Annotated in this window: 14 protein-coding genes; 4 read left to right on the forward strand and 10 right to left on the reverse strand. The window is 63.7% G+C overall.

Annotated elements, in window-relative coordinates:
• Window positions 1-30 precede the first annotated feature (30 nt).
• Both HB375_RS03205 and HB375_RS03210 read left to right on the forward strand, forming a co-directional pair.
• Window positions 31-1,119, forward strand: coding sequence for a polyamine ABC transporter substrate-binding protein (locus tag HB375_RS03205; RefSeq protein ID WP_167671496.1), 1,089 nt, complete (start codon window positions 31-33; stop codon window positions 1,117-1,119).
• Between the two features lie 61 nt (window positions 1,120-1,180).
• The gene (locus HB375_RS03210) at window positions 1,181-1,903 is read left to right on the forward strand and encodes an SIMPL domain-containing protein (protein ID WP_246728343.1); all 723 of its coding nucleotides are present in this window, start codon (window positions 1,181-1,183) and stop codon (window positions 1,901-1,903) included.
• Window positions 1,904-2,030: 127 nt separating this feature from the next.
• On the opposite strand, the gene ptsN is transcribed toward HB375_RS03210, so the two are convergent.
• The 4 genes from ptsN to HB375_RS03230 form a co-directional block, all read right to left on the reverse strand.
• Window positions 2,031-2,489: a PTS IIA-like nitrogen regulatory protein PtsN gene (gene ptsN, locus HB375_RS03215; RefSeq protein WP_167671498.1), complete on the reverse strand. Its 459-nt coding sequence runs from the start codon at window positions 2,487-2,489 to the stop codon at window positions 2,031-2,033.
• A gap of 80 nt (window positions 2,490-2,569) precedes the next feature.
• On the reverse strand, window positions 2,570-3,145 hold the full coding sequence (gene hpf / locus HB375_RS03220; protein WP_167671499.1) for a ribosome hibernation-promoting factor, HPF/YfiA family: 576 nt from the start codon (window positions 3,143-3,145) through the stop codon (window positions 2,570-2,572).
• A gap of 101 nt (window positions 3,146-3,246) precedes the next feature.
• Window positions 3,247-4,674, reverse strand: coding sequence for an RNA polymerase factor sigma-54 (gene rpoN, locus HB375_RS03225; protein ID WP_167671500.1), 1,428 nt, complete (start codon window positions 4,672-4,674; stop codon window positions 3,247-3,249).
• A gap of 95 nt (window positions 4,675-4,769) precedes the next feature.
• A complete protein-coding gene (locus HB375_RS03230; protein ID WP_246728298.1) occupies window positions 4,770-6,539 on the reverse strand; it encodes a metallophosphoesterase family protein in 1,770 nt (589 codons plus the stop codon).
• Window positions 6,540-6,637: 98 nt separating this feature from the next.
• Between HB375_RS03230 and HB375_RS03235 the strand changes: the two genes are divergently transcribed.
• Window positions 6,638-7,051: a VOC family protein gene (locus tag HB375_RS03235; RefSeq protein WP_167671501.1), complete on the forward strand. Its 414-nt coding sequence runs from the start codon at window positions 6,638-6,640 to the stop codon at window positions 7,049-7,051.
• A gap of 6 nt (window positions 7,052-7,057) precedes the next feature.
• On the opposite strand, the gene lptB is transcribed toward HB375_RS03235, so the two are convergent.
• The 5 genes from lptB to HB375_RS03260 all read right to left on the reverse strand — a co-directional run bounded on the left by lptB (window position 7,058) and on the right by HB375_RS03260 (window position 10,669).
• Window positions 7,058-7,846 carry an LPS export ABC transporter ATP-binding protein gene (gene lptB, locus HB375_RS03240; protein WP_246728344.1) on the reverse strand — a complete coding sequence of 263 codons (789 nt, stop codon included), beginning with the start codon at window positions 7,844-7,846 and terminating at the stop codon, window positions 7,058-7,060.
• Between the two features lie 101 nt (window positions 7,847-7,947).
• On the reverse strand, window positions 7,948-8,586 hold the full coding sequence (locus tag HB375_RS03245) for an LptA/OstA family protein (protein ID WP_246728299.1): 639 nt from the start codon (window positions 8,584-8,586) through the stop codon (window positions 7,948-7,950).
• Window positions 8,583-9,290 carry an LPS export ABC transporter periplasmic protein LptC gene (lptC, locus tag HB375_RS03250; protein ID WP_167671503.1) on the reverse strand — a complete coding sequence of 236 codons (708 nt, stop codon included), beginning with the start codon at window positions 9,288-9,290 and terminating at the stop codon, window positions 8,583-8,585. The genes HB375_RS03245 and lptC overlap by 4 nt, the downstream gene beginning before the upstream one ends.
• Before the next feature lie 129 nt (window positions 9,291-9,419).
• On the reverse strand, window positions 9,420-10,034 hold the full coding sequence (locus tag HB375_RS03255) for a ribonuclease D (protein WP_167671504.1): 615 nt from the start codon (window positions 10,032-10,034) through the stop codon (window positions 9,420-9,422).
• A 122-nt stretch (window positions 10,035-10,156) separates the two neighbouring features.
• Complete coding sequence (locus HB375_RS03260) at window positions 10,157-10,669, reverse strand: cytochrome b (RefSeq protein ID WP_167671505.1); 513 nt, start codon at window positions 10,667-10,669, stop codon at window positions 10,157-10,159.
• Between the two features lie 337 nt (window positions 10,670-11,006).
• Between HB375_RS03260 and HB375_RS03265 the strand changes: the two genes are divergently transcribed.
• The gene (locus HB375_RS03265; protein WP_246728300.1) at window positions 11,007-12,263 is read left to right on the forward strand and encodes a M20/M25/M40 family metallo-hydrolase; all 1,257 of its coding nucleotides are present in this window, start codon (window positions 11,007-11,009) and stop codon (window positions 12,261-12,263) included.
• Between the two features lie 103 nt (window positions 12,264-12,366).
• Here the strand turns inward: HB375_RS03265 and HB375_RS03270 are convergent, their stop codons facing one another.
• Window positions 12,367-13,098, reverse strand: coding sequence for a hypothetical protein (locus tag HB375_RS03270; protein ID WP_167671506.1), 732 nt, complete (start codon window positions 13,096-13,098; stop codon window positions 12,367-12,369).
• Window positions 13,099-13,123 lie beyond the last annotated feature (25 nt).

The following is a 13,123-nucleotide window of genomic DNA, read 5'->3' on the forward strand; positions in this document are numbered from 1 at the left end:
GTCAACAACCCCTTGGGAGTTTCGCTTGAGATGATCCGCGCTCTCGTTTCGGCCGCCGTCCTTGGTCTCGGCCTTGTCACCGCCGCTTCTGCCCAGCAGCGCACCGTCAACGTCTATAACTGGTCCGATTACGTGGACCCGAAGGCGCTGGACGAATTCACGAAGGCGACCGGCATCAAGGTCGTCTACGACACCTACGACAACAACGAGATCGTCGAGACGAAACTTCTGGCCGGCAAGTCGGGCTACGACATCGTCGTTCCCTCGGGCCCGTTCCTGCAGCGCCTGATCGGCGCCAAGATCTTCCAGAAGCTCGACAAGGCGAAGCTGCCGAACCTCTCGAACCAGTGGCCCGACATCAGCCAGCGCCTGGCCGTGTTCGATCCCGGCAACCAATATGCCGTGAACTACATGTGGGGCACCACGGGCATCGGCATGAACACCAAGAAGGTCAAGGCGATTCTGGGCGACATGCCGCTCAACACCTGGGACCTGGTGCTGAAGCCCGAAATCTCCTCCAAGCTGAAGGCCTGCGGCATCTACATGCTCGACTCGCCAGAGGACCTCTTCCCCGGCGTGCTGGCTTATCTCGGCATCAATCCGGATTCGAAGCGCACGGAAGACTTGAATCGGGTGGGTGACGCTCTGTTCCGCGTCCGCGGCAACATTCAGAAGTATCACTCGTCGGAATACATCAACGCGCTCGCCAACGGCGATATCTGCGTGGCGGTGGGCTATTCGGGCGACATGATCCAGGCCAGGAAGCGCGCCGAAGAGGCGAAGAACGGCGTTGAAGTCTCTTACATCATCCCGCGCGAAGGCGCGCTGATGTGGTTCGACAGCTTCGCTATTCCCAACGACGCGAAGAACGTGGCCGAGGCGCACGAGTTCATCAATTTCATGATGCGCCCTGAAATTGCCGCCATGAACACGAATTTTGTCTCCTACGCCTCCGGCAACCTCGCCGCGAAGCAATTCGTGAAGCCCGAGATCCTCAACGATCCGGGCATCTATCCGGACGACGCGACGTTCAAGCGGCTGTTCACCAACACCGCTTATGACGAGCGCGCGCAACGGGCCGTCACCCGGTTGTGGACCCGGGTGAAGACCGGCCGGTAAGAAAAAGCCTTCCTGCTCCGCCTTTAAGGCGGAGCAGTCGTTTTTGGAGATGAATTTGACCATGCGCATTGCCATGGCAGCCGCTTTGGCCGCCCTCGCCAGCCCTGCCCTTTCCGAGACCGCCACGCCGCCCGTTCCGACCATCAGCGTCATGGGCACAGGCGAAGCTCAGCTGAAGCCTGATTTCGCCCGGATCGGCGTGACCGTCGTCACCGAAACCGACACGGTCGCTCAAGCCGCCAGCGCCAACCGCACCGCCACCGAGCGGGTCCTGGCCCGCATCCTGGCGCTTGGCCTCAAGAAAGAAGACATCCAGACCGCCAATTTCCAGGTTTTCCAGGCTCCGCAACAGATCGGGCCGGACGGCAAGCCGGTGAAAGCGCCGCGCTTTGCGGCCCAACATCAGCTGCGAATCACCACCCGCGACCTCGAGGGCGTGGGGAGGCTGGCGGGCGAGATTCTGGCCAGTGGCGACATGACCTTCCAGTCGGTCACCTGGGGCCTCGACCGGCAGGAGGAGGGTGCCGACCGCGCCCGCGAAGCCGCCGTGCGCGACGCCAAGCGTCAGGCCGAGGTCTATACTGCGGCCGCCGGCGTCGGCTTGGGCCGTCTTCTGGAAATCCGCGACGGCTCCGCCCAGCCCTACGAACAGCACCCCGACATGCCGATGCGCATGGCCATGGCCAAGGGCGCGCCCGCCGACACCATCCCGGTCGTGCCCCCAGCGACGATCCGCTACACGGCCAACGTTCAGTTGGTTTGGGAAATGGCGGCGAAGCCTTAGGCACTCACGTTGTCATCCCCGGGTTCGTCCGGGGGATGCCGATGCCTTTCTCGCCACGGGTCCGCAAACGAAATGGCCGGGACAAGCCCGGCCATGACAAAGTCAGATCCGAAGCGCGCAGCCGGCCTCACGCCGCCTGCGGTAGCTCGGTCATAATCGCGTAGAGGGCATCCCGGTCGCGGGTGGCGCGGACGCGGTCGACGAGGCCGGGTTCGCGCAAGACGCGGGCGACGCGGGCCAGCGCCTTGAGGTGATCGGCACCTGCTCCCTCGGGGGCCAGCAGCAGGAAGAGGATATCGACCTGCTGGCCATCGAGAGCCTCGAAATCGATCGGCTTCTCCAGCCGGGCGACGAGGCCGAAAATCTTGTTGAGACCGGGCAATTTGCCATGGGGAATGGCGATGCCCTCGCCGATTCCGGTCGAGCCGAGGCGTTCGCGCTGCAGGAGGGCCTCGAAGATGGTGTTCTCATCGAGGCCGGTCAGACGGGCCGCGTGGGCCGCCAGTTCCTGCAAAGCTTGCTTCTTGCCGTTGACGCGCAATGTCGGCAACACGGCCTGGGAGTCTAGAAAGTCGAGCAAAGGCATCGATCACGCTGCATCTGTTGTGAAGCCGATACGGTCTTGCGCCGTTCCAAGCAATTCTCAGGCCAAAGGGACACAGCCGCTCAAGGCTGGGCCGGCGGCGGATCGACCCAACCGATCGCCCCGTCGCCGCGGCGATATACGACGTTCACGCGTCCGGTGCTAGAGTGGATGAAGACGAGGGCTGCGGCCCCCGTCAGATCGAGCCGGATCACCGCGTCGCTGACGGACAGACGATGCAGCGGCTTGGTGGTCTCGGCAATGACGACGGGGTGGTAGCTCTCTTCCTCCACAGTCTCGTCCGTCGGGGCTTCCAGAACGGAATACGGGGCCTGAAGGCTGACATTGCGTCCGTTCGTGGCCGTGGCGTGCTCCTTGAGGCGCTGGCGGTAACGGCTCAGGCGCTTTTCGAGGCGCAAGGCGGTCTGGTCGAAACTGGCATAGGCGTCCTGCGCGGCACCCGAGGCCTCGAGCGTCATGCCGGAAGTCAGGTGAAGCACACAATCGGTGCGAAAACCCGTGCCGTCGCGGGTGACTGTGACGTGTCCGGAATAGCCTCCGTTGAAGTATTTCGCCAGAGCGCTGTCCACCCGCGCTTCGACCTGGGACCTAAGGGCTTCGCCGATATCGAGATTCTTACCGGATACCCTCAACGTCATATCGACTTCCTCCAGCTTCTTCAGCGTCTCTCGTTCGTTATCTGACGCTTAGTAAGATGATGATGGTTCCTGGCCTCAAAACAAGACTTGATCTTTTTTCCTCACAGGGCATGCGCCTTCGTTTCCGCCGTGCGACGCCGTTGCGCCGAAGACGGGATCTGAAGAATCTCGCGATATTTCGCGACCGTACGACGGGCGATCTCGATGCCGTCGGCCTTCAATTTTTGGGCAATTGCATCATCGGAGAGCACGATGCCTTTCGCCGCTTCGCCTGCGATGAGCTGCTTGATTCGATAACGCACGGCCTGTGCCGAATGGCCCGCATCGCCTAAGGCCACATTGAAGAAAAATTTCATCGCGAATGAGCCGCGCGCGGTGCCGATGGCTTTGTTCGCGACGACGCGCGACACAGTGGATTCGTGCATGCCGATTTTCTCGGCGACATCCTTCAGGGTGAGCGGACGCAACGCTGCGACGCCCTCGCGGAAAAAATCCTCCTGATGCCGCACGATTTCGGTCGCGACTTTCAGAATCGTCTGCGCGCGCTGGTCGAGGCTGCGCGTGAGCCAGCTCGCGCTTTGCAGACATTCGGACAAAAAGTCCTTTTCCTTGTCACTACGAACCGATTGCACGACGCGACTGTAATAGGAGCGGTCGAGCAGGATGCGCGGCAGCGTGTCAGGATTAAGTTCGACGATGAAACCACCTTCGGGAGAAGGGCGCACCAGCACATCCGGAATCAGCACCTCCACCCGCGCCGGCGTGAAGGCGAGGCCCGGTTTCGGCTCCAGGCGTCGGATCTCGGCCAGCATCTCGGCCAGATCCTCGTCGTCCACGCCGCACAGGCGCGTGAGCGTTACAAAATCGCGCTTGGCCACGAGATCGAGGCGGCTGACGAGAATCTCCATCGCGGGGTCGAGCCGGTCGCGCTCCTTCAATTGCAGCGACAGACATTCGGCAAGGTTGCGCGCGCCGATGCCGGCGGGGTCGAAACTCTGGATCAGCCGAAGCGCGGCCATGACCTCATCCGCCGCGACATGAAGCGTGTCCGCGATGTCGTCGAGGTTTTCGGTGAGATAGCCCGCCTCGTTGAGGCTGTGAATCAGGTGCCGCCCGACAGCGCGCTGTTGCGGGTCGGCAGTCGCCAGGTCGAGCTGCGTTTCGAGATGTTCCGCCAGGCTGACCGCGCGGGCGAGCGTTGCTTCAAGATCCGCGCCGAGTTCGCCGGTGCTGGCGGCAACCGCGCGGGCGGATGAATCCGACCCGCTGCCTGATGGCGTCGGGGCCGAGCGGGGCACCATGCGTAGCGTAGGCGCTTCCGAGCTGGGAGCCGGAGCCGCCGGATTCAGGCGCGGCGCCTTCACGCGGCCTTCGGCTTCCTGCAGCAGCGGATTGCGCTCGAGTTCGGCTTCCACATAGGCCGCAAGCTCGGCGTGAGAGAGTTGCAAAAGCTTGATGGATTGGAGCAGTTGGGGAGTCATGACCAGGGATTGCCCCTGGCGAAGCTCCAGCCGTTGCATTGAACTCATGACGGCATCCAGCAGACCTCTGCATGGTGGTCCATGCTTGGTTAGATGTAATGCGCGATGGGGTCTCCGTCAAAAGGCAAGGTGTCCCAAGTGCCCTATGTCGGCTCTATTTCACCAGCGATGACGATGCGCTCAGGGGACGTCATGCAAAGCTTTCCCTCCGCATCGGTGAAGAACGTGTGCAGGTAGAAATAGCTCGCCTCGCCGTTCTTCGATTCCATGACCGGCGAGGGCGCGGAGACGATGCGCAGGCCGCCGCATTCGCCGATCCAGTCGATGTGACGATGGCCGTGCATGGCAATGGCGCGGCCCTCGAGCGGGCGGAGCTGGCGCAGAAACCAGGTGCCGTTGATCAGCGCCGTGCCGATGCGCTCCGAAAAGGCTTTGGCAGGCTGCGGATATTCCACGAGATGATGATGCAACGCCACGATCCAGCACGCGCGGGGAAAGGCCTGCGTCGCGGCGGCAAGGCCGTGCGCCTGTTCCGCGCCGACGAGGCCGAGCGCGTTGGTGAAGGAGAAATGCGTCTCGGCGTTGGAGTTGAGAAGCATCACGCCAAGCCCATCCTCCGGCTCGGGCGGCAGCACCATCGGAAAGGCCCCTTCCCACAGCTCCGCAAGGCTGTGCGAGAGACGCATCGTCCCCGCATTTGCGAAAGCGGCAATGGCGTCGCGATGCGGCTCAAGGGCTTGGGATAAGGTTTGGCCGAGTAGCCCACTGTTCGGGTCCACCACTCGCACCCGGTCTCCTTGTATCGCCGCGATGGCCGAGAGCGTGCGCATCTGGCGCAACCGTTTGCCGGGGCTCAAAGGAAGGTCGAGTCGCGCTGGATTGGCGCGATCGACCACGTTCACATCGTGATTGCCGGGAAGAAGCAGCATCCGCTCGGCGAGGTGCGGGTAACGGCTAAGGATCGCGAAAAATTCCGCCCACTCGGCTGAGCGCCCGGCATCGGTTGCGTCGCCCGTGACGAGGACGAGATCGAGCGGATGCGCTGCGTGGATGTCGTCGAGCCTTGCGAGAACCGCGGCTAGCTTGTCGTTGCCTCGCGGGCCGCCGCGCCCGCTCTCGATACGAAAGCCATAGCGCTCGCCGACGGCATGGAGATCGGAGAGATGCGCGACGCGCCAGGTCCGGCGGCCGGGCGGTGGGTGGTCGAAGCGCGCCGCATCGCGCGGCTGGCGCATGGTGGCGTCGGCCACGCCCCAGAGCAGGGCGGCCAGCGCCGAATAAGAGCCGACCACGACCACGGCGTTGGCAAGCGCCGGGACGATGAGTCGGTGGGGTGCGGCGAGGTCCGCAATATGCCCCACCCATCGCGAGAAAGGCCAGGCGAGAGCCGCTGCGATCAGGGCGAGCCCGCAGGCCAGAATTCCGCCGCCGAAAGCCATGGCGGCGCGCAGTCGTTCCATTCGGTCAGGGTTCGCCCGGCGCGTAGTCTTGAGTTCCACAAGGTGGCGCAACCCTTCGCGGCAGAGCGCATAGCCCGGCTGCACCGCGAGCGCGTTCAACGACCAGAACCCCCGCTCCGCCTCCCGGAACAGCGGCTGCCCGCCGATCCACGCGACCGCCGCCGCCAGCACGAGAAGACCAAGCGCCCAGAGTCCCCCAAGCGAGGCCGCAAGCGCTCGCGAAAAGGTCTCAAGCCATGCGGAGGCGACGAGCGGAGCGATCCCGAGCAGAAGGCCGGGCAAAACGATCAGGACGATCCAGGCGAGGAAAAGCCGCAGCAGGTTGACCTCGGCCAGCAGGCTGCCGGCAATGGCGAGAAGCGAGCGCTGCTTGGTGCTGGATGCATCGTCTTCCGCGTCGCCGAGGCGCGGATCGACGATGGGGGGCATGGCAGGGCCAGGGCGCTCGTTCATTTGTTAAAATGCCTTCCGGCGGACGAAGCGTCCGTCCTACAATTCCGGAAACGCAAAGCAGGTCGTGTGAGTTCTTTCATAGGCGCGGGAGAGCGCGGATGCCCCATCTCAACGGCGTTTTGGAAACCGCCCTCTATGTCGATGATCTGCCGCGCGCGCGGCACTTCTATGAGACGGTGATGGCGCTGAAATCCGTCTTTTCCGATCAGCGGCTCTGCGCCTACGACGTGGGGGGACGCAGCATTCTTCTCTTGTTCAAACGAGGTGCTTCGACCGAGACCACCCAACTTCCCGGCGGCACCATCCCGCCGCATGACGGCAGCGGCCCGCAACACATCGCGCTGGCGGTGGATGCCGCCGATCTCGAGGGGTGGGAAGGACGCCTCACCACCCACGGCGTCTCAATCGAGGGACGCACGCGTTGGGCGAGAGGCGGCAAAAGCGTTTATTTCCGCGATCCCGACGGCCATCTCCTCGAGCTGGCCACACCGGGGCTCTGGCCGACCTACTGAGGCCTGCTAGAGCCTGAAATCTTCGCCGAGATAGAGGCGGCGCACGTCTTCGTTGGCGACGATTTCGTCCGGGTGGCCTTCGGTGAGCACGCGGCCGGAATGGATGATGTAGGCGCGGTCGATCAGGCCCAGCGTCTCGCGCACGTTGTGGTCGGTGATGAGCACGCCGATGCCGCGACGCGTGAGGTGGCGCACGAGGTTCTGAATGTCGCCGACCGCAATCGGATCGATGCCCGCGAACGGCTCGTCGAGCAGCATGAAGGTCGGCTCGCCTGCGAGCGCGCGCGCGATTTCGCAGCGGCGGCGCTCACCGCCGGACAGCGCGATGGAGGGCGATTTGCGCAGGCGCGTGATGTTGAACTCGTCGAGCAGCGCATCGAGCTTGCGCTCGCGCTCCTTCTTGCTCGGCTCGACGACCTCGAGCACGGCGCGAATGTTGTCTTCCACGTTCAGACCGCGGAAGATCGACGCTTCCTGCGGCAGGTAGCCGATGCCGAGGCGCGCGCGGCGATACATCGGCAATTGCGTCACGTCATGCCCGTCGAGGCTGATGAGCCCGCGATCCGCCGAGACGAGGCCGGTGATCATGTAGAAGATCGTGGTCTTGCCCGCGCCGTTGGGGCCCAGCAGGCCGACGGCCTCGCCTGCGCGCACATTCAGCGCCGCATCATGCACCACGGTGCGGCCGCGATAGCTCTTCTGCAATCCCTTGACCGCGAGCACGCCGGGGCCGCCGAAGGTCGGATCGGTCTGCGTCCGCCCAAAAACCTTCGGATCGGTCAAATCCACCTTCATGACGCGCGCGTCCGGTGAGGCGGCGGCGGAGCGGTTGAAAAAGAACTTCAAGGGCACAATCGCGAAAAAGGAGGAATCGGAAAATGCGGAAGGGGGCGGCTTTAGTTCGTCGCCGGCTTCTGCGGTTTCGCCTTGTCGGCGCCGGCTGCGTCCTGCGAGCCGCTGCCGGGTACGAAGAGCGCCCGCACGCGCCCGCCCGGAGCGTTCTCCACATTGGCGACGCCGGAGTTGAGATCATACACCACGCGCTCGCCACGGGTTACGTTCGGCCCGTCGCTCAGCACCGCGTTGCCGGTGAGCAGGATCTTGTTCGCGACCCGGTCGAAGGTGGCGTCGTTGCCGGTGGCGACCTGGGTCTTGGAGACGATGGTGACCGGGCCCTTGCAATCAATCTTCTTGATCGAGCTGTCATCGGCCTGTGGCCCGGCGGCGGCAGCGGCGGGTTTTGCCGCATCGCCGCTCTTCTTCTGTTCGTAGAGCACGGTCATGAGCGAGCAGTTCATGGTGGCATCGCCTTGCACCGCCACCACGTTGCCGGAAAAGACCGCACGGCCTTCCTTGTCGAACACGTCGAGCCGGTCGGCATCGATCTTGATCGGCTCCTTGCTCGCCCCGAAATTGCCGAAGCCGACGGCGCGCTCCTTGGCGTTCGGCTGCGGCTGGGCCTGGACCGCTTCGGTCAAAAGGGGCGTTGCAAGAAGAAGCGCGCTCGTCAGCGCGGCGTAACGGATGGTCATCATGGCCGGAAACTTGTCGGTTGCGCCGGGCGCGGGCCCGCGCCGGCAGGAGAAGCGGAAGATGAGGACGGCTCGGGACGCTCGAAGGTGGTGCGGACCCGGCCCTTGAAATGCATGACCTTGCCGTTTTCGAGCACTTCGAGCCCGGTGGCTTCGACGAGGCCGTTGGTGAGCACCACGGTGACGGGCTCTTCGGACAGGACCGTGCCGGCCTTGAAATCCACGAAGGCGGATTGCAGGCGCACCTCCTGGCCGTTTTCCGTGCGGACGCGGACGTCCTGGCGCAGATTCATCTGCTCTTTCTGGGTGTCGAGCACGCCGACGCTCGCTTCGAGCCGGGCGAGGCCGCCCTTGTCGTCGGTGGCGATGCGCGCGCGCAGGTCCTTCAGTTCCACGAAATTGGGCTTGCGCACATCCTGCGTCGCGGCGCTGGCTGTCACCTCATAGGGGCGGTTGTCGTTGCGAAAGCCGGTCAGCTTCGGGCTTTCCATGGTGACATTGGTGCCGCTGACCGAAATCGGCCCCATGGTGAGGCCCTTGATGCTGCGGAAGGGGTCGAAATACGCGATCAGAAGGATCGCACTCATCGCGAGAAGGGAGCCCAAGGGGATCGCCTTCTTGGCGAAGCGCACCCAGCGGGAATGGCGTTGGGCGGCGGAGAAGTCGCGTGAACGCGCGCCCGGCCGCGCAGCCAGGCCCTCACTCATCGTGATGCCCTCAAGTCCCGCCAATTTTTCAAAGCCCCTTGCGTCTCGCGCCTGGAACAGTGCCATGGCCTCGAGCCATGGCGATGTTATGACGGAGATAGGTTTTATGGGCGAAAGTTTAAGACCCCGTCAACTATGGGCAAAGATATCCGTTTCCGGCCAGCCAATGAGGTCGAGCTGCGACCGGGTCGGCAGGAAATGGAAACACTGATGCGCGATGCCGAGCCGGTTCTCCCGCTCCAGCATCCGATCCAGTTTTTCCTTCAGCGCATGGAGATGCAGCACGTCCGAGGCGGCATAATCGAGCTGCGCCTGGGTGAGAGTGTCCGCGCCCCAGTCGGAGGATTGCTGCTGCTTGGAGAGTTCGACCCCCAAAAGCTCCCGCACCAGGTCTTTCAGCCCGTGGCGGTCGGTGTATGTGCGCGCCAGTCGTGAGGCGATCTTGGTGCAATAGACCGGGCGCGGCATGACCCCGAAGGTGTGGAACAGCACCGCGAGGTCGAACCGGGCGAAGTGGAAGATTTTGACCACGCTCTCGTCGGCCAAAACGCGGATCAGGTTTTCCGGGCGCGGGCCGTCTTTGAGGATCTGCACCACATCCGCCGTGCCGTCGCCGGTGGAGATCTGCACGACGCAGAGCCGGTCGCGATGCGGGTTGAGACCCAAGGTCTCCGTATCGATGGCGATGGCCGGGCCGGGCCGGTAATCCGCGGGCAGGTCGCCGCGATGGAAGCGCGTTGTCATCCGAGTGGTCCAGGGAATGCGAATGTCCGAAATCTTTGAAAACAGGCTGTAACCTGTCTCGGCCCCGGCATCAACGGACGAGAAAAACCCCGCGAGAGCGGGGTTTGGGGAAAAGAGCAATTCTACCCGGCGGACAGGCTCATGCGCTTGAGAAGCCCATCCCGCAAGACGAAGTGGTGCCAGAGCGCGACAAGGGCATGCAGGCCCGCCAGAATCAGGATGATCGTCCCACCCGTCTCGTGCAGATCCCCGATCAGGCCGGGCGGCCCCTGCACGGCGCTCGTCAGGTTCGGCAGGGGATAGCCCAAAAGGGTCACGGGCACGCCCATGCGCGAGGCGGCATACCAGCCGGAGAGCGGCAGGCCGATCATGAAGAGATAGAGCACCCCGTGTCCGAGCTTCGCCGCGATCTTCATGAACGGGCCCGTGCTTTCGGGCAGGGCCGGCGTGCCCTTGAAGAGCCGGATGAGAAGGCGCGGCACCACCAACGTCAGCACCGAGAGCCCAAAGGCGAAATGCAGAACCGGCGGATTGGCCCGCACGCTGCGCCCGCCCTCGCCCGTGAACCAGGCGGCGACGATGAGAAGCGCGACAAGCCAGTGCAGAACGATGAGAGCGCGGGGATAACGGGTCATGACGATGTCTCCAGTCCCCTCATGCTGGCTCAGCTTGTGCGGCGCAGCAAATTACAAGTTTGTAATAATTCTAAAGTGCATCGTTTCCGAGCCCGCTGCGCCCGCTTGTGGGCTCAGGACAGATCGTACCAGACGCCATCCTGCGTGCAGATGACGAAATTGCCCTTTCGAGTCTCTCCGCCACCCTTCCATTCCTGCTCGACGACGCGGCAGGACATCCGCCTTGTTCAGATGGCCAAGGGACAGCCCGTCCCCGCTGTGTTACTCACTTTTCCCGCGTTCCGACGGACTTCAGAGGTTGGCGGGGCGTCCGGAGCCTCTCCTTTCAGAAAGCCCCATGACATCCATGCTTCCAAAAAACCGTCGCTTGCACTCCGCCCTTCTCGCCGTGGCCATGGTCGCCGCCGCCGGCCCCTCACTGGCAGAGCCGGTTACAGCCATTCATGACCTCGCCAAGCAGCAGCAGCAGCCGCTGCTGGATACCCTTCGCGATCTGGTTGCCATCGAGTCGGGCAGCAAGGACCTGGAGGGTCTGGCCAAGATCGCCGACCTGATCGCCGATCGCCTGAAGCAGCTCGGCGGTAAGGTCGAGCTGATCCAGCCGACCGACATCTACCGCATGGACGACACGCCCGAGAAGGTTGGCGCCATGGTGAAGGCCGAATTCCAGGGCACCGGCAAGGCCAAGATCATGCTCATCGCGCACATGGACACCGTCTATCTGCGTGGCATGCTCAAGGATCAGCCGTTCCGCATCGATGGCGACAAGGCGTACGGCCTAGCCATTGCCGACGACAAGCAAGGCATCGCCACCATCCTGCACGCCATTGCGATGCTGCAAAAGCTTGGTTTCAAGGACTATGGCACCCTCACCGTACTGATCAACGGCGACGAGGAGATCAGCTCGCCGGGCGCACGCGGCACCATCACCCAGCTTGCCTCCGACCAAGATGCTGTCCTGTCGTTTGAGTCTGGTGGCACCGACGGAAGTCTGCGCCTCGCCACCAGCGGTATCGGTGCGGCGTACCTCACCGTGCAGGGTAAGGCCTCGCACGCCGGCGCCCGGCCCGAGGGCGGTGTCAACGCGCTTTACGAACTCTCGCATCAGCTGCTGCAGCTGAAGGACCTGTCGCAGAACGAGCGCGGCCTGAAGCTGAACTGGACAGTGTCGCAGGCGGGCACCAACCGCAACGTAATCCCCGCAGAGGCGACAGCGCAGGCCGATGCCCGGGCGCTGAAAATCTCCGACTTCGACCAGCTGCAGGCGACGCTGCAGGAGCGCATCAAGAACAAGTTGCTGCCCGAGGCCAAGGTGCAGCTGAAGTTCGAGGTGCGCCGCCCGCCACTGGAGGCCACCGATGCCTCGCGCAAGCTGTCTTCACACGCCAAGGCGATCTACGATGAGATCGGCGTGCCGATGAAGGTGCTGGATGTCGCCACCGGAGGCGGCACCGATGCGGCCTTCGCGGGCGTGAAGGCCAAGGGCGCAGTCATTGAAGGATTCGGTCTGAGGGCTTCGGAGCGCATTCGAATGATGCCGAGTACATTCAGATCGGGAGCATTGTCCCGCGTCTTTATCTGGCCACGTGGCTGATCATGGACGTTTCGCGGGACAAGGTGAAGTAAGGGGCGTCCCTGACGCGCCATGGCAGCCTCTGTCATGGCGCGTTTTCCAAGTGGTTCTGTCGCAAAGCGGCTCAGGACAGATCGTACCAGATGCCGTCCTGTATGCAGATGACGAAATTGCCCTTCCGGGTCTCTCCGCCACCCTTCCATTCCTGCTCGACGACGCGGCAGGACATCCCCTCCGCCTTGTTTAGATGGCCTAGGGAGACCTTTCCCGAAGCGCCGCTTTCGGCGTTGCGCCAGACCGCGCTTCGGCCTCCATTGACGATCGACAGGATCGCCCGTGCTTCAGCCGGGCGATCCTCGTCTGGGACAATGCGGTTGGCGGCCCGTGCGGCTTCGGCTTGAGCCATCGCCTGTTCGACCTGACTATCCATGGCGGCCATCTGGCCCATGACCATCCCCGTGGAGGCGGCCTGCATGAGGAGGCCTGGCGCGGCAGCGGCGAGCCCGACGCCTCCCGTCATCGCGCCGCCGATGATCGTCGATGCGATGTTCATGGCCTGATTCGCCGCCATCTTCGTCATCATGCCCTGAATGGGATTGGCAAGGCGCGGGCGGGCCGTTCGCCCAGCCGCGACGTCGTCGAGCGAGACCGCAATCTGGCTCAATTTGAATCCGGATTCGGCATCATGGTCCTCTTCGGGCTGAACGCTCTGCGCAAAACTCAGGGCCGTTCCCGCCACCCCCGTCGGATCGAGACCGGCGGCCGCATTGGCCACCTGCATGCTGGCCGTCTGGTTGCAAGCGATCTGGCCGAAGCACAGCAACACCACGCCCGCTAATTTGCCTGAAGGGGCCACCATTCTCTCCCGCTTATGTCGCGAG

Origin of the sequence: Microvirga terricola, from assembly GCF_011777495.1 — a bacterium.
Taxonomy (GTDB): Bacteria; Pseudomonadota; Alphaproteobacteria; order Rhizobiales; family Beijerinckiaceae; genus Microvirga; species Microvirga terricola.